The organism is Phaeodactylibacter sp., assembly GCF_040219495.1.
Classification (GTDB): Bacteria; Bacteroidota; Bacteroidia; order Chitinophagales; family Saprospiraceae; genus Phaeodactylibacter.
In genome coordinates, this window is the sequence record NZ_JAVJSK010000057.1 from 1 (window position 1) to 22,737 (window position 22,737).

Sequence of the window (22,737 nt, forward strand, 5' to 3'; positions counted from 1 at the left end):
TGCGCTGACCAGCGTCAGTTGCCTGGATGTGGAAGAGTGGCAGGAGGATAACGTCTGCCACAACCGCTACGGGCTGCGAAAATCAATGGACCGAGAGCTAAAATCCCTAGGGTGAGAACCTTATCAGACTGAACAGCCTACCTTTAAAGATCAAGTATTCATCTGAAGATGTCTCATCCTTAATAAACAATTCCCAATTATACACAGGATTATTTATGCTAATTGGTTCACCCCCTGTATAAGAAAAGCTATATTTCAAATGGAGGTTTTCCAGATAACCCACCTCTTCAGGTAACTCTAATTCAATTTTGATGCCATCTTGACCAAATCCAAGAATCGTTGTGCAATAAAATGATATTACGAAAAGAATGCGAATCAAATTCATAACTAGAATTTATGAAAATCAAAAAGTTAAATGCGCACCCAAGATATTCCAAAATTTTTGGGTGGTTAAAAAAAAAAATTTAGAGAGGCCTGTTATACAATGACAGGCTGTAGTGACCTGTTACTGACTAACCATTCACGAAGAACCCCTGATTGGAAAAAGCTTGTTTCTATCACCACACTGCCCCGGCGCACCAAGGCGATTGGGCAACCTTCAGGCCGCCTCCGGAAAAATAATTATAAATTACTCATCAAATCCTTTAATTTAGGGCAGTCCCCAAGTTTATTCTACCTTTGAACGAATCTGAAAATATGATCAAAATCAGCCCCGCAGTACTACTGCTGATGCTTAGCTTTTTTCTTTGGCGTTGCCAGGACAGTTCGCCTGCTTCCGGCGATCAAGCCTCCGGAGTGGATTTCAAGCGCAAAGACAATGTCGTTTACGCCCGGCTTCCTGCCGAGCCCGACCGGCTGAACCCTATACTTGCGGCAAGCACTTACGCCCGCGTGGTGAACGAGCAGCTCTTTCTGAACCTCCTCCACTTCAACCCCACTACGCTGGAGCTGGAACCGCAACTAGCAAAAGCGCCCCCCGTGGTGGAGGAAATCAATGAGGGCCCCAACGCCGGTGGCGTCGCCTACACTTTCGAAATACATGACGCAGCGGTTTGGGATGACGGCAGCCCGATCACCGGGCATGACCTCGCTTTTACGCTCAAAGCCATTCTCAACCCCAAAGTCAATGCCGCGCACTACCGCGCCTACCTGGAGTTCATCAGCGAGGTAGAGGTCAATGCTGACAACCCCAAAGCATTCACGGTTTATGCCAACAAGAAATATATACTCGGCGAGCCTGCCATCAGCAATATGACGGTGCTGCCCGCCCATATTTACGATCCGGAAGGCCTGCTTAGCTCATACCGTGTGGCGGACTTGTCTGACCCCGAGGCAGCAGCCCGCCTTGTGGAGTCCGACCCGGGCCTGCAGGCTTTTGCAGATGCTTTCAACAGCCCTAAGTACTCCCGGGAAAAGGGCTTCATTTCCGGTTCCGGCCCTTACACTTTTGAAGGCTGGGAAACCGGGCAGAAAATTGAATTGTCCCGCAAAACTGACTGGTGGGGGGATGCCCTGCAGGCGGATTACCCTATGCTTAGCGCGGCACCGGAACGGTTGGTTTTTACGATCATCCCTGATCAGACGGCCATGCTGGCTGCACTTAAAGACGAACAGATTGACGTGACGAGCCAGATTGATGCCGAAGACTTTGTCGGCCTCAGGGACAATGAGCTGGTAAGCGACCGGTACGAACTGCACACGCCGCCGGCACTCGTGTACTACTTTATCGGGCTCAACAATAAGTCTCCAAAACTGGCAGACAAAAGGGTACGCCGGGCGCTGGCCCACCTGCTTGATGTGGATGAGCTGATTAACACCCTTTACAACGGCCTGGCCACCCGCACCGTGGGCCCCTTCCACCCTACCAAGCCTTATTACCATGACGAGCTGCCCCCCATCCCCTTTGATCCGGAACAGGCGCGCAGCCTCCTGGCAGAAGCCGGCTGGGAAGACACCAACGGAAACGGCATTGTTGACAAGAACTTAAGTGGTGTACTAACGGAGCTGGAGCTAGACTACATCATCAGCTCGAGCAGTAAATTTGCCAACAATCAGGCCCTCCTCTTTCAGGATAATGCCAAACGGGCCGGCGTAAGCATTAATATCGAACCCAAAGAATTTACGGTGCTGATCGACCAGGTCAAAAAGCGCGATTATGAAATCTACTCCAGCGGCTGGGGACAGGCTCCTATACCGGATGACCCCAAGCAGCTCTGGCACTCCGAAAGTGACACTCCTTCCGGTGGCAACCGCGTGAGCTTCAGCAATCCGGAAGCCGATCAACTGATCGAAGCTATTCAGGTCACCCTGGATGAGAAGAAACGGCATAAGCTTTATCTGGAATTTCAGGAGCTGATATACGAAGAGCAGCCTTACATTTTCCTATTTTCGCCTCTGGAACGCATCGCCATCAGCAAACGATTCGAAGCGATGGCCTCCGCCCGAAGGCCTGGTTTTTTTGTTCAGGACTTTGTTTTGCGGGATGTAGCGCCCAAATAATTTATTCACTGGACCTATTTTACCTTATTTCGCCCCAGTTCAATCTAAAAACCGACCACATGACTTTACGTTCTACCCTCCGCTTTTTGTTATTTGCTGTGCTGATTGGCTTTTACAGCTGTGGCAGTGACCCCGACCCCGCATCGGATACCGGCCAAACGAACCAAGGCATTGCCCCTGAATCGGTAAGCCTGCAGCTGGATGCGGAGCCTGATCAGCTCAACCCCGTGCTGACCCTGAGCAATTATTCCAATACCATTATTGGTGCCACCTTTTCCTATCTGCAGCGGCTCAACCCCACTACACTTGAGCTGGAACCGGCTCTTGCCGTGAGCGCGCCTGAAGTGAAAATCCTGGAAGAAGGCCCCTACGCAGGCGGTGTTTCCTACACCTTCGAAATCCGCCCGGAAGCCGTCTGGGACAATGGTAGCCCGGTGACGGCAGAGGACTTCCTTTTCACCATGAAAGCCACCTTCAATCCTAAAGTGCCGGCGGCGCCCTACCGGGTTTACTTGTCTTTCATTAAGGAAGTGGAAATAGATGCGGAGAACCCGAAGCGGTTCACTGTCTATTCTGACCAAAAGTATATCATAGGAGAGGAAGCGATCAGCGCGGCTTTGCCCGTGCTGCCTATGCACCATTATGACTCCCTTGGATTGATGGCGGACATCCCCCTGCCCGACCTGATGGACACTGAAAAAGCCAAAGCACTCGCAGAGGCCAACGAAAAGATCAACCAATTTGCCGAGCAGTTCACCAGCCCCTTCTTCAGCCGGGAGCCGGAGGGTGTGAATGGCTGCGGGCCTTACAAGCTGGTGCGCTGGGAAACCGGTCAGCGGCTGGTCCTCGAACGCAAAGCGGACTGGTGGGGCGATCAGGTGGAAGGGGCAGGTATAGTCATGGAATCCTATCCGCAGGAAATGATCTTCCGCCCCATTCAGGATCAGACCGCAGCCGTGGCAGCGCTAAAGGACGGGCAACTTGATGTACTGGCGAATACTGCGCCGGAGCAGTTCAATGAGCTGAAGGAGACGGCATTTGTAGCTGAAAAGTTTGACTTCTACACGCCACCCTCTCTGGTGCATGCCTTTATTTATGTCAACACCCGCCTCCCCAAACTGGAAGACCACAGGGTACGCCGGGCTTTGGCCTACGCCACTGATGTGGAAAGCATGATCAACACCGCCTTCTCCGGGCTGGCAGAGCCTTCAACTGGCTCCGTACTTGCTTCCTCTTCTTACCACAACCCAGACATTAAGCCTATCCCCTATGAAGTGGAAAAGGCCCGGGCACTCCTGACCGAAGCCGGCTGGGAAGACAGCAATGATAATGGTATTGCAGACAAAGAGATTGATGGAGTGCTGACGGAATTGTCCCTGGAGTACAAGTACACCGCCGGGCGGCAGGTTTCTCAGAATATAGCGCTGCTGCTGCAGGAGTCTGCCAAAAAAGCCGGTATCGAAATCACCCTGACCCCACAGGAGCACAACGTGAATATGGAAGATGTCAGCCGCCGGGACTTCGAGCTCCTGGCAGGTGCCAAAGGCATTCAACCGATCACCTGGGAGCCCAAGCAGGAGTACCATTCCGAAGGTGATGACCGCAGTGGTTTTGCCACCCCTGAAACCGATGCGCTAATTGACCGTATACAAGTTACCCTGGACCCCAAGGAGCGCAAAAAGCTCTACATGGACCTACAGGCCAAAATCCACGAGTCTATGCCGATCATTCCCATTTTGGTGCCGACCGGCCGGCTTATCATTAATAAGGAGTTGGAAGCCCCGATCACACCGGTGTTCCCGGGCTACGTCCCAGCATTATTAAAATTTAAAACCGAGGGCTAGGTGCCCGCCATTTATGCTGCAGTACCTGCTTAAACGCCTGTTGATTTTTCTGCCCACCTTGCTGGTCATCTCTTTGCTGGCCTTTGGGCTGAGCAAGATGGCACCCGGCGACCCGGTGGAGCAGCGCAACCGCGATATGGGCGGAGGGCTGCAGCGTGAGCTAAGGGACGCAGACCGGGTGTACCGGGAAACGTCCGAGTACCTGGGGCTGGACAAGCCTGTCTTTTACCTGAGCCTGTCTTCTGCGGCCTACCCCGACACGCTCTATCGCATCTTTAAGCGCGATGAGAGGGAAAACCTGGTCAAGCTCATACAACTACACGGCAACTGGGAAGCCATTTCCCGCTACTATCATGCGATACGAAAGGCAGACCGGGGCACCGAACAGCTCCTGGGCAAAACCGAAGCCGTGCGTGCCGTGCGCCCACTCATCAAACAGCTGTACCTGGCTTATAAGGACGAGCGCATCAGCAGCCTGCTCGACAAAGCCGCCAGCCAAACCGCCGGAGACAGTACCCTGCAGGCGACTATTGGACCATCGGTAGCCCAATTGCAAGAAACGTATAGTCAGCTCAAAGCTCAAGCCAGCCCCGGGCGGCTCTACATCCCCGATATCAAATGGTATGGGTTCGACAATCAGTACCACAACTGGATTACGGATTTTCTGACTCTTGATTTTGGAGAATCCTTTATTGACAGCCGCCCTGTGGCCGATAAGATGGGAGATGCACTGCGTTGGACCCTGACGATGAACCTCCTGGCCATTTTTATTGCCTATCTTTTATCGGTGCCGATCGGGGTCTTTTCTGCGGTTTGGAAAGACAGTACTTTTGACCGGGTGACGACTCTGCTGCTCTTCGTGTTGTATTCGCTGCCCAACTTCTGGATCGCCACGATGCTGGTCGTTTTCTTCACCACGCCGGAGTACGGTATGGACTGGTTCCCGTCTCTGGGGCTGGGCGACCTGCCACCGGAAGCACCGTTTTGGCAGCGTTTTATGGAAGCAGGCACGCACCTGGTGCTACCGGTCTTTTGCCTGGCCTATGGTGCACTGGCTTTCATTTCGCGGCAGGTACGGGGGGGCATGCTGAATGTGATCCGGCAGGATTATATCCGTACCGCCTGGGCCAAAGGACTGAATGCACAACCGGTGATCTGGAAACATGCATTTAGCAACGCTTTATTTCCCATTATCACGATGTTTGCGAGTATCTTCCCGGCTGTATTTGCCGGCTCGGTGGTGATTGAAGTGATTTTCAATATACCCGGTATGGGCAAACTGACCGTTGATGCGATTTTTCAGCGCGACTGGCCGGTAGTGTACACCGTATTAATGCTTGCCGCAGGGCTGACCATGACCGGCATCCTGGTCGCTGATATCCTTTATGCGATGGTAGACCCCCGGGTCTCCTACGGAAAAGACAAGAATTAACCATGCTGATTGGCGTACGCAAAGAACAGGAACTGGCTGACCACCTCAGCCAACAGCAAGCTCCCCCGCAGAGCTACTGGTCGATCGTGCGGCAGCAATTCCGGAAAAACCGGATGGCGGTCTGGTCGCTGCGGGTGCTGTACCTACTGGGGTTTATTGCCCTTTTTGCCGACTTCATCGCCAATGAAAAGCCGATATACGCTAAGCTGGACGGGGAGTCGCACTTCCCGGTATTCCGCTCCTATGCGGTAGGGCTCGGGCTGGATAGCTGGGAAGCCCGCTTTTTCCAGAACAGCTGGCATGAGCACGACTACGACTATGTGATCTGGGCACCTATCCCCTACTCCGCCCAAACGATGGACCGCAAGAACCGCAACTACGTAGCTCCGGGCGATGAGCAGGATGTGCCTTCCACCCGCTTCCGGCACTGGCTCGGCACCGACCAACTGGGCAGGGATGTCGCTGCCGGGATGATTGCCGGCACACGTACTGCTATGCTGGTGGGGATTGTAGCCATGAGTATTGCCGCTCTGATCGGTATTTTCCTGGGAGCGCTGGCGGGTTACTTTGGCGATGAACGCTTCAGCAGCAGCCGGGTGCGGCTGTTATTTAATGGGATTGGCCTTATCCTGGCCTACTTTTACGGGTTCCAGGCCCGGGCTTTTGCTTTGAATGAGGGAACCTTTGGCTGGGAGGTGCTTAAAAGCCTCCTGATCATTGCAGGGATAATGGTTTTAGTGAATGTGCTTGCCTCCTGGCTGAAGCGCCGGGGCATATGGGCTCAGCCTGTTACAATACCGCTGGACCTGGGCGTCATGCGACTCATTGAAGTGGTGAACTCTATTCCCGGGCTACTGCTCATTTTGAGTATTGTTGCCATTATTGAGGAGCAGTCTATCTTCTATATTATGGTCATTATTGGCCTGATTGGCTGGACAGGGATCGCCCGCTTCATACGGGCGGAGCTGCTGCGGGTCCGCAACCTGGAGTACATTGAGGCGGCACAGGCTCTGGGCTACAGCGAATGGCGCATTATTGCCCGCCACGCCATTCCCAACGCCCTTACTCCGGTGCTCATCACCATTGCATTTGGTGTCGCGAGCGCTATTCTGATGGAAGCTTTCCTGTCCTTTCTAGGCATAGGTGTCGCTGCGGAGGAGGTGACCTGGGGCTCACTGCTCAACCTGGCGCGCAACAAATTCTCAGCATGGTGGCTGGCGATCTTTCCGGGGCTCGCCATTTTCGTGACCGTGACGGTATTCAACCTACTGGGCGAAGGGCTGACCGATGCATTGGACCCGCGCCGGAAATGATCATAGCCTGCTAGTTCTTATAAAACTTCTTGGGAAAGAGCTGAGACTTACCACCTTTTGTAGGCAGTTCCCCCTTTCGGTTAGGCTTCACGTGGGCGTTTTCTGATGCCGGGCAGCCTGCCTTGCGGTTGCAGGAAGTAGCCGTGAGCATAAAAAAAGTAAGAACAGTACAAAATCCTAATAACAATAAGCTTTGGCGCATCTTTACAAATTTTATTCTGATCAGGTTGAAAAAGTAGGCAGATCAAATGTAATTCACTGCGAAGATATATCCAAAACGCCCAAAACCCTTGAAAATTCTGGCTTCCCGCATTTTTTTTGAGCTGCAAAACTTGGTAATGACGATTCCAGCGCATAAATTTGCCGCACGTTAAGTTTAACTAATTAAAACATTCAGAAATGAATAAGGGAGATCTTATTAACAAAATCGCCGACAGCGCGAACCTTTCTAAAGCCCAAGCTACTGACGCATTGAATGCAGTACTCGACGGCATCACTGACTCGCTTAAGGGCGGTGACAAAGTTACCCTGATTGGCTTTGGTACTTTTTCTGTTTCTCACCGCGAAGCACGAAGCGGTCGTAACCCACAAACCGGTGAAACCATCCAAATTGCAGCAAAGAATGTTGTAAAATTCAAGCCCGGTAAAGAAATCTCTGACGCTGTTAACGCTTAAGGACAGCTAGGTAACATAAAACACCGATTAGCGACTAACGCTACCGGTGTCTAAAAGGGCAATCTGGTTCACATCAGGTTGCCCTTTTCTTCATTCCATTATTCATGCCCGCCGCAGGCGGGCCGAAAGCATATTGCCCTAATTATGAAATTCGGAACCAAAACCATACACGCCGGCGTACACCCTGACCCTGTCACCGGTGCCGTCATGACCCCCATCTATCAGACTTCTACCTACGCACAGGATGCACCGGGCGACCATAAAGGCTACGAGTATGCCCGGACGCAAAACCCCACCCGTACCGTACTGGAAAACAACATCGCCGCCCTCGAAAACGGCAAGCATGGTATCTGCTACGGTAGCGGCCTTGCGGCTATGGATGCCGTACTGAAGCTCCTCAACCCGGGAGACGAGGTCGTTTCTACCAATGACCTCTACGGCGGCTCCTACCGCCTGATGACGAAAGTCTACGCCCGCTACGGCATCAAGTCAACCTTTGTCAACTTCAACGACCTTGATGCGGTACGGGCGGCCATTTCCGATAAAACCAAGCTGCTGTGGATAGAAACACCTACCAACCCGATGCTGAATATCGTGGATATTGAAGCCGTTTGTGATATTGCACGCGAAAAAGGCATTCTAAGCTGCGTTGACAATACTTTTGCTTCGCCCTACCTGCAAAACCCACTCGACCTTGGGGCAGATATTGTACTGCACTCCGCCACCAAGTACCTCGGTGGCCACTCCGATGTGGTACTCGGCGTACTAGTGACCCGTCAGGATGAGCTGGCAGAGCAATTCCACTTTTTCCAAAATGCCGTAGGTGCGGTGCCCGGGCCACAGGATTGTTTCCTCGTCCTGCGTGGCATCAAAACCCTGCACTTGCGGGTGGAGCGGGCCTGTCAGAATGCAGCGGCAATAGCACAAGTGCTTAAGGCTAATGATAAAGTTGGGAACGTTTACTACCCTGGCTTCCCTGAACACCCCGGGCATGAGATTGCCAAAAAGCAGATGCGCCACTTTGGAGGCATGGTGTCCTTTGACCTGGCCGATGACCGCTTTGAACTGGCAGTGAAAGTCCTGAGCAATACCCAGATATTCACCCTCGCTGAGTCGCTCGGCGGTGTGGAATCACTGATTTCACACCCCGCCTCTATGACACACGCTTCTATCCCCCGTGAAGAACGCCTGAAGGTAGGCCTGACCGATTCCCTAATCCGACTGAGCGTGGGCGTGGAAGATGTAGAAGACCTTGTCGCTGATCTGAAACAAGCGCTGGCACAGCTTTAACCACCTCAAGGGTATAGCCCTGAAGGCTTCGGGCATACACGCCCGGAGCCTTTTTTATAGCTTGATAAAAGACTATGCCCACCATCTGCCGATACGCAGGTAATAAAGCCCGGCAGGCAGTGTGCTTACCGGTATACGCCCATCTGACAGCATTCCTTTCCTGAGGGTTATACCGGTGGGGGTAAAAATCTCAAACGCATCCCGGCCTGCTCCTCCTTCTACCTGCAGCACTTCCCGTGCCGGGTTAGGGTACACCCAATACCCTTCTGCCTTTGGCAGCCCGACAGCCGTAGTGGTTGCGCCCCGTTCCACCTGATGGGCAAGTATACGCAAATAAGCTGCCTGATAGTAGATTGCCGGCTCCGTTATCTCCCAGGAGTTTTGTGGTCAGCTGGTGTTGAAATCCAGGTCGCTCTTTTGCAAAGGTTGCCCGCCGGGCGGACAAATTTTTGGTACAGAGAAGCTGGCACTAGGCCCACCAACTACATATCCGGGAGCTGGCCCGAGAGCGGAATTCTGAGCATGGTCATACTCCGACCCATCTGCGAACCAAAGGTGGTACATCCACAAAATTAACTGCACAAATTGTTTTTCGCTATTGCTTTTGAAAACTTTTTGTTTTACTTTTGTTTAAAGTACAATTGGATAAAACAAAATGTATTAAGATGAGCCCACAAGCAGAACAGATCAAAGTCTATTTACAGCGCAACTGGTTTAAGCTAGGCATTGCAGCTTTACTGATTTTTGTCGCTTTGAAAAAGGACCTCAGCTTTAAGCTCAACCTCAACACCCCGGTAAAAATAGAACAGGCCCCCGAGGCTCCTTCAACGGAGAAAGCGGCAAAGCGTGAGCGGTATACCGATAACCTTACCAGCACTTCCTCCGCAGACCAAACGGAGCATTTCGACCTGGCAGCGGCAGCACGCAGCCCTAAGAAGATTACAGCATCAGACCGGCTGCAACGGACGGGGAAAGCACAAGTACAAGAGTATATTGACCGTTTTGATCAGGTGGCAAAGAGTGAAGAGCGGAAATTTGGTATCCCAGCGGCTATCATAATGGCGAATGCACTGCTGCACAGTCAGGCCGGCACTGCTCCCTGGGCGGAAAAGGGCCGTAACAACCACTTCCTCCTACCCTGCACTGAAGACTGGAAAGGCAGGCAGAAATCCTACGATAGCCGTTGTCTTCGGCAATACGAGAATGCCTGGACCAGCTTCAGGGACCACAGCTTTTTCATTACTACCGGGCCATACAGTGACTTGAAGACGCTACAGGCTGACGACATAAGGGGCTGGGCAACCGCTCTGGAGGCAAAAGGGTTCTCCGAAGAGCCTGCCCTGGCGCAGCAACTGCTGGAAGTGATTCGGTTGTATGGCTTGTAAGAGTTGTTGGGTTAATCCGTCTCCACACCTTTAAGCTCGTGCTTGTAGTAATCTATGCAAGCTCCAAAGACCCACCCCTCTTTACCACTTGAGGTGCGGACTTTCACCCAGGGCTCTTCGGCAACGATTGCCCCCAGGTCAATACGCTGTGTAGTATCGGTGACTTCCCCCAGGAATTGCAGCTCATCGTACAGCTCGAGGCGTTCCAGAATTTTGAAGCGCAGGCCCGGCCCGGTGCGCATATTCAGGGCAGGTGTAATGACGTAAAGCGGGGTTGAGTTTACCGCACCGGCAGGTTCCTGTTCAGGCTTGGGTGCTTTCAGCCGCCTGACGGTGGTATCGAGGGGCACATAGCCTCCCACCAGGTCCGCATCCCGCAGGGAGTCCTCCTTGGATTCTTCAAAGGCTTCCTGCTGTGCCCGTTCCTCATAAGCCTCCTGAGTAGCGGCACACTTGGATACCGCCCAGATCATAAACAAAACAAAGAAGCCTCCTATAATAAGGATTTCTATTTTTGGCAGCATGCCCGATTGCTCACTCATAGCTGATCTTTTTCAACACTTTTTGCGTTATTCGCTGTAAAAATCCTACAAAAACTTGAATTAAATACTCAAAACAGCGTATATTTAAGGCGAAATTAGGAATTAACGCGGAATTGTCCTCTATGTCTGCCTCTCAGGGCAGCAGTATTAACGAATGTAACATCGTCGCAAGCGCTGACTTCAGGCAGCCTCAAAAGCCCTGATTTCAGAAAGCATGCGGCCCGCTGTTTCAAATCCAACCCGGAAGGTGGCTCCCACCTGTTATTTCGACACAAAAGTTGTTCCACGTATTGTTGGTCTGCTCCGCACTAATCGGCTGGTCTGAATTGACTGGTTGTTTAGAGCTTATCGGTACTTTGCTTTTGGAGCGAACGTAGCCAAATTTCGTTCTGATTGAGGCGCGATACATTCCAAAACGGGATAAACAGGGGCCATTCTTGAATCACATAGCCCTCGCTAGGTGACCGAAGAGCAAACCCCCAACAAGCTCTAACCCCATGCAGCAGTCTCTTTTAATAGACTGGATGCGTCGGGGATCAAGTCTAATTAATCCATTAGACTTGATGTGTCAGGGATCATTACAGGGTTAAAATAGCGCTGCCTCTTCCCGCTGCACTGACCCGACGCATCAAGTCTATTAGTCCTATTACAGCATGAATGATGATATTTTTTACAGTGTGGCACTGACGCTTATCCCCAAAGTCGGAGCCGTGACCGCCCGCAACTTAATGAGCTACTGTGGTGGAGCCCGGGCTGTATTCGAAGCAACGGAAAAGGAATTGAAAAACATACCGGGTATCGGCGCACAGCTGGCCCACAATATCCGTAATTCCGATGCACTGTTCCTGGCCGAACGCGAGCTGGATTTTATAGAAGCGCACGGCATCCGTGTACTGTTCTACACCGACCCGGCCTATCCGCAACGGCTCAAACATCTGCCGGACAGCCCCCCCCTACTTTACTACAAAGGCAATGCGGACCTTAATGTCAGGCGTACAGTAGCTATTGTAGGCACCCGCCGCCCGAGCCCGCAGGGTGTACATTTATGCGAAGAGATTGTGGAAAATTTGCTCCCGTATGGTGTCAGCATTATCAGCGGATTGGCCTTTGGTATCGATATTGCCGCCCACCGGGCTTGTCTCGCCCATAGTATCCCGACGATTGGTTGTGTAGCCCACGGCTTGCAACGTATTTATCCTGTACAGCACACCAACGCCGCACTTGAGATGATAGAGAATGGCGGGCTTTTGTCAGAGTACCCCAGTCAGACAGCGCCCGACCGGGAGCGGTTTCCTATGCGCAACCGTATCATTGCCGGGCTTTGTGATGCCCTTATTGTGGTGGAGACTCAGCGGCAGGGCGGCTCCATGATTAGCGCCAAAATGGCCAACGACTACCACCGGGATGTTTTCGCTGTTCCGGGCCGGATCAGGGATAAGTCCTCAGAAGGCTGCAATCTACTGATCAAAAGCCACCGGGCCAACCTGATGGAAGGCGTAAACGACCTGGCCTATGTCATGCGTTGGGAAAAATCGGATGCTCAAAACGGCGTCCAACGGGAGCTATTCCCAGACCTCGACCCCAAAGAAGAAGCCGTGGTGGAACTGCTCAAACAGCAAGACCTTTTGCCCGTTGATCAAATTTCAGTATCCCTGCAACAAAACAATAGTGAGTTAGCAGCTCTTTTATTAGGTCTGGAGTTTAAAGGCATCGTCCGTACCCTGCCAGGCAAGCGTTATACGCTGGTCTGAAAACAAGTGGGTTTTCTTAACTTAGCGCGATTTGAACCGGTAACCAAGAATACCCTGACCTTGTTAGACAAAAAAGACTGTATGAACCTCTTGCTAAGATACCTTGTGCTGGCTCTACTCCTGTTCCCCTTAAGCTGCAAAAGCCCGGAAAGCATCAATCTGGAGGTATTGGAAAGTGAGCCCCCTGCCCGCAATATCATCTTTTTAATTGGCGATGGCATGGGCATCAGCCAGATCACCGCAGGGATGTACAGCCACAAAAAGCCTCTAAACATTGAGGACTTTAAAGTGATTGGCCTTCACAAACCCTACGCAGCCAATGACCTGATCACCGATTCAGCAGCCGGGGCTACAGCTTTCGCTACCGGGCATAAAACCAACAAAAGTGTATTAGGCCTGGATGCAGAGGGCAATGTGGTGCCTAACATTTTTGAGCAGGCTAAAGCCCGGGAGTACGCCCTGGGACTGCTCACCACTTCTTCCATTGTGCACGCCACACCGGCGGGGTTCTTTGCTCATGTTCCCCTGCGCAGTCAGTATGAAGATATCGCTGAGCAGCTGGCCGACTCCAAGGTTGATTTTTTCATGGGCGGCGGTATGCGCTATTTTAATCAGCGTGAAAAAGATGGAAAGAACCTGATCAACGATATGGAGGGTAAGGGGTACAACATTTATAATGCCTACGACGAAGAGCTGTATAGCATTACACCTGACTTCAGCCGCGGGTTTGGCTACTTTACAGCCAGGAATGACCCACCGAAATCCCTGCAGGGAAGAAAGTACCTTCCACCGGCTACCCGTATAGGTACCCGCTTTTTGCAAAAACGGAGCAGCCGGGGTTTCATCTTTATGGTAGAGGGCGCGCAAATCGACTGGGCCGGCCATGCCAATGAACAGGATTACATGATTGCCGAAATGCTGGACTTTGATGAAGCAGTAGGCGAGGCACTGGCGTTTGCCAAACGGAATAAAGAGACCCTTGTTATCGTAACTGCTGACCACGAAACCGGTGGCTACGCTATACAACCCGGTTCTAGGCGCGACTCCCTGATCGCTGGTTTCACTTGTGAGGATCACACCGCAAGCCTTGTACCCGTTTTCGCTTATGGGCCGCGGGCTGACCTCTTCCGCGGTATTTACGAAAACACCGCGATATACGACAAAATGATACTCGCCCTGGGCTGGGGCGAGCTGGAAGCAGAAACCGAGGAATAAAAAAAGGCAGCTACAGTGAATTGTAACTGCCTTGATAAGAGCGTGTTGGGACTTTTGTCTTCTAGTCGAAAACTAACCATTTTTTGATTAGACGAGGCACGAAAACCGGAGTTTAGCCTCAGCTAAATAGCCTGTCCCGCAGTTTGCGGGAAGGATTTTTGGGACGAAGAATAAGCAGCCCGAAGTGTAAAATCCCAACACGCTCTAAGTCTTTTTATCGTTGTCTTAATTCAGCTGGAAGCGGACAATAACCCCGCCGGAAGCATCCGTTCTGGGTACAGCCGGTCCCACCGCCGGCTCGGTACGCCGGTAATCAAAGAACAGGCGCAGCGATAAGCGCTGGCTGATGGCATATTCTGCAGAAGGTGAAATAGAGAACACGTAAGTGCCTCGTATTGGCTCCTGAATGCCTTCGTCCAAACGGTGAGCAAAGCTGACATCATCGCGGATCGACATATCGAAGTTGATATCCAAATCCTGCCCCTGAAGGCCACGGCCACCGCCGCCCCGCCGGTTATTCCGCCCCTGATTTTGCTGCGTAGGGTCAGGCTCTTCCTCTTCTTTCTTACGGTCCCGCTTCTTATTGCTGCCAGTCAGGAAGGGGATATCCACGTTGCGGATCAGGTAACCAAACCCTACGGTGAATTCCTCAGACTGGGTTTCATTGAGCTGATAGTTGACGGTACTCAGGGCCAGCGTTCGGGACTTTTTGTAGTCCACATTCAGACTGATTCCGTTTTGCAGGGTCATATCCACCGCAATTAATGGGGCAAACTGCTCCTGAATCACCACATCTGCAATCTCCAACCTGGGGTAGAAGTTGAATGTCCCCGTATCAATAGGCTCCGTTGCCCGGGTAGCCAGATAAGGCAGGCTCGACCGGAAGTTGTTCACGCTGAGCGTCGACCGGTACCCATGGGAGATAGAGAAGTTCTGGAAGATTTCCTTGAAAAAGGGTATCCGGGAGAGTCCGTTATACTGCATCCGCCAGTTGAGTGACGGTATCTGATCAAAAATATTCAACCGCACGGTGGTAGGGTCTACATCCCGGTAAGCCGCAATAAAGGCCGGCAAGATCACTTCCTGCTGCGTATTGCCATAGCCACGGGTATACCCCAGGTTGCTCAGGTTAGGGTCCTGATGATTGCCCAGGCCAAGGCGGCGGGAAATAATAACCCGGTTGGTCTCAAAGTTGTCAAACAAGTCACCGATTTCATCTTCGCTATCGCGGAATAACGTACTCAGGGCATTGTAGGTCATTTGCATGCCGCCTGTTTCGTAAGGGATAGTATGCACCAATTGCCTGACCCCATCACCCGGCAGGGTATCCTTAAAGGTCTCTGAATAATTTTCGGTGAAGGTCCGGTTAAGCTCCAGGTCGATACGGAAGTCCTGGAAAGGCTCAATCGTGGCCCGGGCATCAAACCGTTGGGAATAAGTCTGCATCACCTCCCGGTTAAGGAAGGAGCTACCAGTGATCCACTGTTCGTTTTCCCGTAGCCAGTCACCCTGAATATTATCAGCGGTCGGGTTGAAGAGCTGATCTTCTCTCAGGTTGCGAATATTGGGCTGCAAACCAGCCACGAAGCCCCAGCCGGGAGAGTCGAAGCCGGTCATGCCCAGCAATTCCGACTGCGGCATATAGCCCGGGACAGTCGTAGAGAATTGCTCGTTGTAGTTGAACCGCACCCGCCGGACCAGCATCAACGGCCGGATCAGTGCCCGTTCGACCATCGAGGGGCCATTCCGTTTCTTTTTCTTGTCTTCGTCATCATCTTTTTGGCTCGTATCGTCATCTTTGGAGCTCGGCCGGCGCCCACTCGACCGGTTGGAAGCCCCTCCGCCTCTTGAGCCCCGGTTGATCTTGCGCAGGTAGTCTACCTTATCGTACAGCCGCTCCAGGTTGAAATCAAGATCGGCTGTCCGGTTTTGATTGTTTTGAATGACGTTGCCAAGGCTGTCTACGTTCAGTGCAGCGGCTGCCCAGTTGTAGCTGCCCTGATATTGTACTTTCGCTGTCACCCACCCTTGCAGAAGCGGTAAGTGCTTAATGGGTAAGTCGTAGCCCACACTAATATTGTGCTGGTAATTCTTGGGCCGCCCGAAGTTGCGGATGTTCGTCCAGACGCTGTCCCGGCGAATCTCCCGCGCCTGCTCAAATCCGAAGGTCTCCACCAGGAACGACTCATTAGGTTCATCAATCACGGCGCTGTTGGTCGCATTGAAGTTGAACTTCAGCGAGCGCGCCAGGTCCCACTGCAGGTCATAGTCACGGTCCCAGGTGAAACGCTTATTGTAGAAAGTCCGGTACTCCGGTGCGACATCGGTAAAGCGGTAGCTCGTGGTCTCAAAGACCCGGTTCATGATAGAGCTGAAGCTGAAAGCGTTCGGCAGCGGATTGAAGTTGAACTCTGAAATAATTTTAAAGGCATCCCCCTGCAGCGCCTTGAAAGGCTCCACATAGTTGGTCCGCCGGCTGAAGGCATAATCCAGGGAGCCGGTATGCCGTTCCTCCTCATTGAATTCAATGATGGGGTCCCGGTATTCGGATTCCGTATAGGAATAGGAAGCACTGAAGTTGGAAATATCCCACGGCATAGCTGCCTTGGAAGTGTTGGCGCGTTCCTTTCGTACGTTGGTCAGGTTTACGCTTTTGATGGTCGAGACTTCCTGGGCTGCCGCGCGAATGGAATCACGCTCCGTTCGGTTATCGGCATCCCTGATCTTATCATCCAATAAGATATCCAGATCATAGGGATCGAACTCTGGCGTGCTCGTGGTATTAGACAACTGCGCGTAGAAGGGCAATTGCAGCCCCCACTGATCGGGGAGGAATTTGTCGAGGTTGAAGTTTACAGCAAAGTCGTAGCCCGAAATCCGCTCCCGGGCGCGTTCCTGCACCTTTTGGTCCAGCGAACCAAAGCCAATCGTACTGATGTTACCAGCTGCGGCAATGGAACCGAAGTCGGCCAACTGCGCGTCTACCCGTGCAGTGGCAGCCGCACCACCCCGCTCGTCCAGGCCCGTCAGGCGCATCTCATTGATCCATACCTCCAGGTCAAAGTTTTCATCTTCGACCACGAAACCGTATTGGTTCCGCACACCGATCATGATGACTTTCACCTGGCCCACACTTGGGTTGCCCCGGATTTTCAGGCTGTGCATTTTAGAACCCTCCTGCCGCACTTCCACATACTCCTCACTCAGGCTGACATTATCAGCATTACGGCGCTTTTTGAGCTCCACGAAATCCTTAAGCGCAAAGTCGAAGCTGTTATCAGGCCGCCATACTGCGTTTTTGTAGGTAGAGCTGGTTGGTGCTCCGGATAAATCCTGAACCTCTGACATCGTCAGGGGGATTTCGTACTCGTAGTAGTTGCCCTGGAAATCACTGCCCAGGCGGACGAAGATGGAAGTCGCTCCTTCGGGAATCTCCGTCCCGTTCTTTTCCTCGGCGTGCACAAACATCTTGAAGCGCTCGTACACCCGCATGTCCATATTGATCACTTTAAAGACCGAGCGGGCTGCCCCGTTACAAAGGTCTTCGATGTTAAGCGACAGCGACTGCTCGTTCTGCAGGTTGGTGAAGACCCCCACGGCACGTTCCCGCTGAATCCCTTCCGGCAGTACGTAGTTGAACGGCTGACGTCCACTGTTTTCTTCGATGTTGACGTTATCAACCGTGAAGTTGGTTTCATCATCAATACATTCAGGAGTAGCCGGGCCGCCAATCTCCGACAGATCGGGGCGGTAACGCCGCCATTGGTTACGGACCAGCTCCAGGCGTGCAAAACGGAGTGTCACGGGAGCGGAGAAGTTGTGCAGGTACATCCGCATAAACTGAATAGAGCGGAAGTCCCGAATACCACCGACAGACTTATCCGGCTCTGTTAGAGGTACACGGAAGCGGTACCAAATCCGCCCGTTGGAAGCTTCCCGCCGGTCCGTAATATGGGGGGTTTCCTCAACATCAATTTCACCGGGGTTGTCCAGGCTACGGCGAAGCGGGATCTTATACTCGAAGTAAGCCTCAGACTCGTTGAGGGTATTATCCTGGTTGAGATCTTCCGCGTCTGGGATGTTGGTACCGGTTTGGCGGAGGTTTTGGTTACCGGTGTTTTGCTCAGCTGACCGGGAGTTCCCGTCCGGGTTATTGAATTGCTGGTAGCGCTCGTAAACCCCGGACCCATCAGGCCATTGCCCATCGTTGTAGTAGCGGAAGTTGTCCTGTGAAGGGTCTTCTGCCACCTGTTGCCCCACTACCGGGTTCGTTGCGGAGATGGCTTCGATATAATCCTGGTATTTGGTCCGTTCGGCCTCATCATCAAGACCATCGAGGCCAACATCCTGTTGTTCCCGGGTGGCGTTATCGTTATCAAAACCCCGGGTAATCTGTTGGGATACGGGTACCCGCGACCACTCTGTGGTGTTGGTCCGGCGTTGGGGGTTAGCCGGGCCGGGAAGGCCGTTTTCAAAGAACAGGCGGGAGTCCCGGAGGATATCCTCAGAGATATTACCCAGGTTGATGTACAAGTCCCCTTCCTTTTCGGCAGCGTCCATGGCAGCGCCCTGCCCGGACTCATCCAGGAACGGGCTGAGCATCCAGAATTCCAGGAACTCGATATTGGCCGACTGGAAGTCATTGGTGGTCATATCCCGCATAATACCGCCCCAACGCGTTTGAGGGTCTTTCAGCTCTACGCGCCCGTTTGAGGTTTCCACGCCCCGGGTGTAGCCGGGGTAGCCCTCGGGGGTGTCGAAGTTGTAAGGGCCACGCAGGTCCGGATAATAGCGCAAGTCGAAGGTTTGCACATTCGGCAGCTGATTGGGTTGCAACTGCAAATTCGGGAAGACCTCAATTTGTGGTACCTGACTGGTAAAGATATTATCGCGGTCATCCGAACCTCTGGCGGCCTGATCAATCCGGTACCAGTTGAGCAATGCCCGGTTGGCCCCGTAGCGCAAGTCGTTGATCAGCTGCCCTTCGGGTAATAGCTGTTCTGAACCGGGGCTGTCATCCCGGGGCACACTAGCCAGGAACCAGCGGTTGGCCTGGGCCCGAAGGTCGAAGCTTGCCCCACTGCCTTCAAAGTCGTCGATGTAGACCACCCCACCTTCATCCACCGGGTTAAGGCTGATAGCGCGGGCGTGTCCCGGCTGAATAGCCGCCACCTCAGCGGCTACCGTAATACTGGAGGGCTCTTTGGTAGAAAGGCCGGGCAGGGCGTCTACCGCGCGGGTCAGCCAGGGTGCCTGACGGCTTAGGTTGAGGTCCAGCCCGTACATATTGTTGTTGATGGGGTCATCTCCAACGTTTACTTTTTGGGTAAAGGGGCGTTCGAAGAGCTTCAGGAAGGTCGCGCCGATATTGAAGTTCTCATCAATTTCATAATCTGCCCTCAGGCCCACCATCGTTTTTTGCTGGAAGCCAAATAAGGTATTGTCCTCAAAGGAGACATTGACCGGCACCCCCGATTGCAAAATGGCGTCGTTTAGGATACGGACCTTACCAATAGTATAGTCCACTTCGTAGTCCCGGCCTTCTACCAGTTCCTGCCCACCGGCACGCACCCGTACGGAGCCCGGGGGAATGTTGAATGCCCCGAGGGATATCTCCGAGGATACGCTCGACTTGTATTCCCCCCTTATGATAAATCGGTTTTGCTCGGCTGCTTCCTGAGCTAAGAAGACCGTTGTGCGGTAGAGGGAGTCATAGACGTATTTTCGCCGGAGTTCTTCATCATTAATTTGCCGGGCGAGGGCTTCGCCGAAAGGTTCCAGAACCGGGAACATGATCCGCCCGTTCCTGGGGTTGATGGTTACCCCGGGTACGAAGTCAAAGATGCCATCCGGTTGAGGGTCTCCTTGTGTATTCAGGCTATCGAGGTTGAAAATGCGAAGCAGGGGAATACCTGCAATATTGGTTTCCGGCAGAAAGCGCTTCTGTCCGGCGCCGGGATCATCGTAGAAAATGTCGAGGCGGAAATCCTCCTGATTGACCTGGAAGGCACCGATGGGGTACACGTTTTTCATCATCAGGTCCCAGGTGGGCACGTCTGTACGTTGTGTGGTACTTTTGAGCATTTTCACAAAGAGCACCTTAGGGGTGAGGTCAGTGGTATCCGTACCTACAGTACTGTTGTTGATAGACATCTCCCCTACCCGGAAGATACTCCCGTTGTATTCGTATTCGAAAGCCACACCCAGCACCTGATCTGGTTGCACATTGATGTTGACGGAGATAAAGCCCAGTTCCGGGTGGAAGGTATATTCAGAAGGCTGCAGTTTCCGGGCGCTCACCTTTTCAAAGTCGCGGGTCTGCTGCAGGTCAAATTCATTTTTGAAGGTAGAAACGGCCCGGTCGATGTCCCGTACCTGCTCTCCCCGTGAGATGATGCGGCTGTACAAGTCGTTGGCGGAGTTATCGGGGAGCAGGTCACGCCTGACGAGGTCCCGCTTATCCCAGGACGGATTTCGGGTGACCTTATCGGGGCTTACCAGGCGGTTGGGCTCTGCCAGGTCGGCCAGGGCTACGATATCGCGCACGTCGGTCACTTCATTCCGGTCGTTGGTGATCCAGACTTCCAGTTTTTTGATCTTAAATAGGCTGTTGATCTGAGGGAGGTTCTGAAGAGACCGATTGAAGTTGTCACGGTTGAAGAAAGTGAGGAGGAAGTGGCGGTTTTCATCGTATTCATCCGCCCGCACCTCAAACTCCTGCACCTGGCTGCCCCCTTCAATCTGAATATTCTCCCGCTGCGAACGCTGCTGAGAGACAATAGGCGTGAGGCGCAGGTGGCCGAATTTTAGTTCGGTTTTCAAACCAAAAAGACTTTGCCCCCCCTGAATGAGGTTGCCGCGCAGGGGCAGGCTCACGTTACCCGCTTCGATTTTTTGCAGGATAGCATCCTCTCCTCCCTCGAAGTTATCCGAGTTATAATCCAGTTTGATCTGATTGTCAAAATTAAAGTTAGCGTTGGTATTATAGGTGGTGGTGAGGTTCAGTTTCTCTCCGATCTTACCGACTACGTTCATGTTGATGTTCATGTCGAAGTCGAAGTTGGTCAGGTTCCGTTGCCGCTCGGGCAAGTCGGGCCGTTCGGTACGGCTGGAGTTGACACCGAAGGTCAGGTCGATATTGCCCTGTGGGCGGATGTCCACCTCAGTCCCCCCAAAGAGGCGCTCCAGGAGGTTCTCCTTTACGTCGATTTTCTCAATGGGGTCGAGGGCACCGGTGGCACCGGTTGAGCTGATCCCTGCCAGCTCATTAAAATAGGCTTGCTGATCCTGCTTTTGACGGAAATTGAGGTACTCATCAAAAGAGAGGAAAGTAGGCGGGCGGTAGAAATCGTCCCCAATTTTCTCAGTGACAATGTACTGCCCAGTAGCCGGGTCAAACTCCACATTTTGCTCAACAACACCGGGGTCATTGAGGTCGAAGGGGTTATTGTTCGGATTGGTCAGAAAGTCGCCAAAGCGCTCATCAATATCCGGGATGGTATCTGAAGCTACGGTGTAGCTGCTGCTGTAGGGGTCTTCATCGAGGTGTGTGCCACTCCCCAGGGCAATAGTTGCTATCCCACACAAAAACGTAGCGAGTATCAGTAGTTTATTCATATTCAACAACATGGAATTCTTGCACGAGGCATCGCTTAATCCGTAGTAATTCAAAGACGTTAGTCGTTTGATGGAGCAAAAAAGGGTGCTTTCCAATGAGCGGTTGCGCCCTTTGTGCCCCCATCACTTAGGGCTGTAAAACAGTTAAAATCTTGTTAATCCGGACCGTTTTACGAACACGGCCTCAGGGTGTTTCACCTATAAACGAAGGTGCCGGACATATTTTACCCTGCCCGTTAATTTTAACATTCTGCTTTTGGGGAATCTCCGGAAGCTTCCTGCTTAAGCCTTTTAAAGAAGGCGCAAAGTAAAGCAATTCAGCAGGGGCAACCAAAGCAATTTGAAATTCGTCAGGAAAGCTCTTTTAAGGCCAGCTTGATCAGGGTTTCCACCTGCCCAATCTCCGGCTGGGCTTTCAGGACTTTGTTCAGGGCTTTCTGCGCATGAATACGATTGAACTGCAGGGCCACCAAAGCAGATAACGCCTCCTCCCGGATCGTATTGTCTGCCTGTGGTGCATTGGTCAGTAGGTTGTTATCTCCTCCGTCTTTAAGGAGTTTGTCCTTCAGGTCGAGGATAATCCGTTGTGCCGTTTTTGCGCCAATGCCCTTAATCCGCTTGAGGGCGGATACATCTTCTCCAATAATAGAAGCCCGCATCTCATCCGGAGTCATAGAAGACAGCATCAGCTGTGCCGTGCTTGGCCCCACACCGGAAACAGAAATAAGGTGCCGGAACAGGTTACGCTCAATGGACTCTGAAAACCCATAAAGGGTGTGGCTGTCCTCTTTGATGTGCTGGTGCGTCAAAATTTTGACAGCCTCAAGCTTCTCAATCAAAGCGTAAGTATGCAGGCTGATATTAATATGGTAGCCGATGCCACCGGCTTCCACCACGACGTGAGTCGGGCTCTTGTGGGTAATATTCCCCTTGATGTACGTAATCATGTTGCAATAAGGTGAGTCTGATTGGACGGTTTCGGGTAGTCGGGGGGCGAAGGTAAGAAGTTCCGCTGTAAACCGGAAATAGCAGGAAAATCTATCCCCGGGGGTATGTCTGTGAACTACCCGTACCGCAAAATAATAGATGGGATATTAGGCAGGCTCAGCCAAAAGTATCTATTTTACACTCGTTTTGCAGTGCCGTCAGCCAGAGACCGCCGGATAACCACAAA

Annotated in this window: 13 protein-coding genes; 9 read left to right on the top strand and 4 right to left on the bottom strand. The window is 52.4% G+C overall.

Annotation, left to right across the window (positions count from 1 at the left end; genetic code table 11):
- Positions 1-696: 696 nt before the first annotated feature.
- From RIC19_RS08435 to RIC19_RS08460, 6 genes are all read left to right on the top strand, one after another.
- Complete coding sequence (locus RIC19_RS08435) at positions 697-2,499, top strand: ABC transporter substrate-binding protein (RefSeq protein ID WP_350177865.1); 1,803 nt, start codon at positions 697-699, stop codon at positions 2,497-2,499.
- A gap of 59 nt (positions 2,500-2,558) precedes the next feature.
- Positions 2,559-4,343: an ABC transporter substrate-binding protein gene (locus RIC19_RS08440; RefSeq protein ID WP_350177866.1), complete on the top strand. Its 1,785-nt coding sequence runs from the start codon at positions 2,559-2,561 to the stop codon at positions 4,341-4,343.
- A gap of 13 nt (positions 4,344-4,356) precedes the next feature.
- A complete protein-coding gene (locus RIC19_RS08445; RefSeq protein ID WP_350177867.1) occupies positions 4,357-5,775 on the top strand; it encodes an ABC transporter permease in 1,419 nt (472 codons plus the stop codon).
- 2 nt (positions 5,776-5,777) lie between these two features.
- Positions 5,778-7,088 carry an ABC transporter permease gene (locus tag RIC19_RS08450; RefSeq protein WP_350177868.1) on the top strand — a complete coding sequence of 437 codons (1,311 nt, stop codon included), beginning with the start codon at positions 5,778-5,780 and terminating at the stop codon, positions 7,086-7,088.
- A gap of 399 nt (positions 7,089-7,487) precedes the next feature.
- Positions 7,488-7,763: an HU family DNA-binding protein gene (locus tag RIC19_RS08455; RefSeq protein ID WP_293569563.1), complete on the top strand. Its 276-nt coding sequence runs from the start codon at positions 7,488-7,490 to the stop codon at positions 7,761-7,763.
- A 144-nt stretch (positions 7,764-7,907) separates the two neighbouring features.
- Entirely contained in the window at positions 7,908-9,053 is a 1,146-nt protein-coding gene (locus tag RIC19_RS08460; RefSeq protein WP_350177869.1) for a cystathionine gamma-synthase, read from the top strand.
- A gap of 72 nt (positions 9,054-9,125) precedes the next feature.
- On the opposite strand, the gene RIC19_RS08465 is transcribed toward RIC19_RS08460, so the two are convergent.
- A complete protein-coding gene (locus RIC19_RS08465) occupies positions 9,126-9,386 on the bottom strand; it encodes a T9SS type A sorting domain-containing protein (protein WP_350177870.1) in 261 nt (86 codons plus the stop codon).
- A 332-nt stretch (positions 9,387-9,718) separates the two neighbouring features.
- Between RIC19_RS08465 and RIC19_RS08470 the strand changes: the two genes are divergently transcribed.
- Positions 9,719-10,438 (top strand): glucosaminidase domain-containing protein, encoded by a 720-nt coding sequence (locus tag RIC19_RS08470; protein ID WP_350177871.1) that lies wholly within the window; start codon positions 9,719-9,721, stop codon positions 10,436-10,438.
- Between the two features lie 11 nt (positions 10,439-10,449).
- Here the strand turns inward: RIC19_RS08470 and RIC19_RS08475 are convergent, their stop codons facing one another.
- Positions 10,450-10,980, bottom strand: coding sequence for an SH3 domain-containing protein (locus tag RIC19_RS08475; RefSeq protein WP_350177872.1), 531 nt, complete (start codon positions 10,978-10,980; stop codon positions 10,450-10,452).
- Positions 10,981-11,633: 653 nt separating this feature from the next.
- Between RIC19_RS08475 and dprA the strand changes: the two genes are divergently transcribed.
- Together dprA and RIC19_RS08485 are read left to right on the top strand one after the other, a co-directional pair.
- Positions 11,634-12,731 (top strand): DNA-processing protein DprA, encoded by a 1,098-nt coding sequence (gene dprA / locus RIC19_RS08480; RefSeq protein ID WP_350177873.1) that lies wholly within the window; start codon positions 11,634-11,636, stop codon positions 12,729-12,731.
- Positions 12,732-12,812: 81 nt separating this feature from the next.
- Positions 12,813-13,946, top strand: a complete 1,134-nt coding sequence (locus tag RIC19_RS08485) for an alkaline phosphatase (RefSeq protein ID WP_350177874.1) — start codon at positions 12,813-12,815, stop codon at positions 13,944-13,946.
- Between the two features lie 225 nt (positions 13,947-14,171).
- Here the strand turns inward: RIC19_RS08485 and sov are convergent, their stop codons facing one another.
- Positions 14,172-21,563 carry a T9SS outer membrane translocon Sov/SprA gene (gene sov / locus RIC19_RS08490; RefSeq protein ID WP_350177875.1) on the bottom strand — a complete coding sequence of 2,464 codons (7,392 nt, stop codon included), beginning with the start codon at positions 21,561-21,563 and terminating at the stop codon, positions 14,172-14,174.
- Positions 21,564-21,913: 350 nt separating this feature from the next.
- Positions 21,914-22,510: a Holliday junction branch migration protein RuvA gene (ruvA, locus tag RIC19_RS08495; RefSeq protein WP_350177876.1), complete on the bottom strand. Its 597-nt coding sequence runs from the start codon at positions 22,508-22,510 to the stop codon at positions 21,914-21,916.
- Positions 22,511-22,737: the final 227 nt, after the last annotated feature.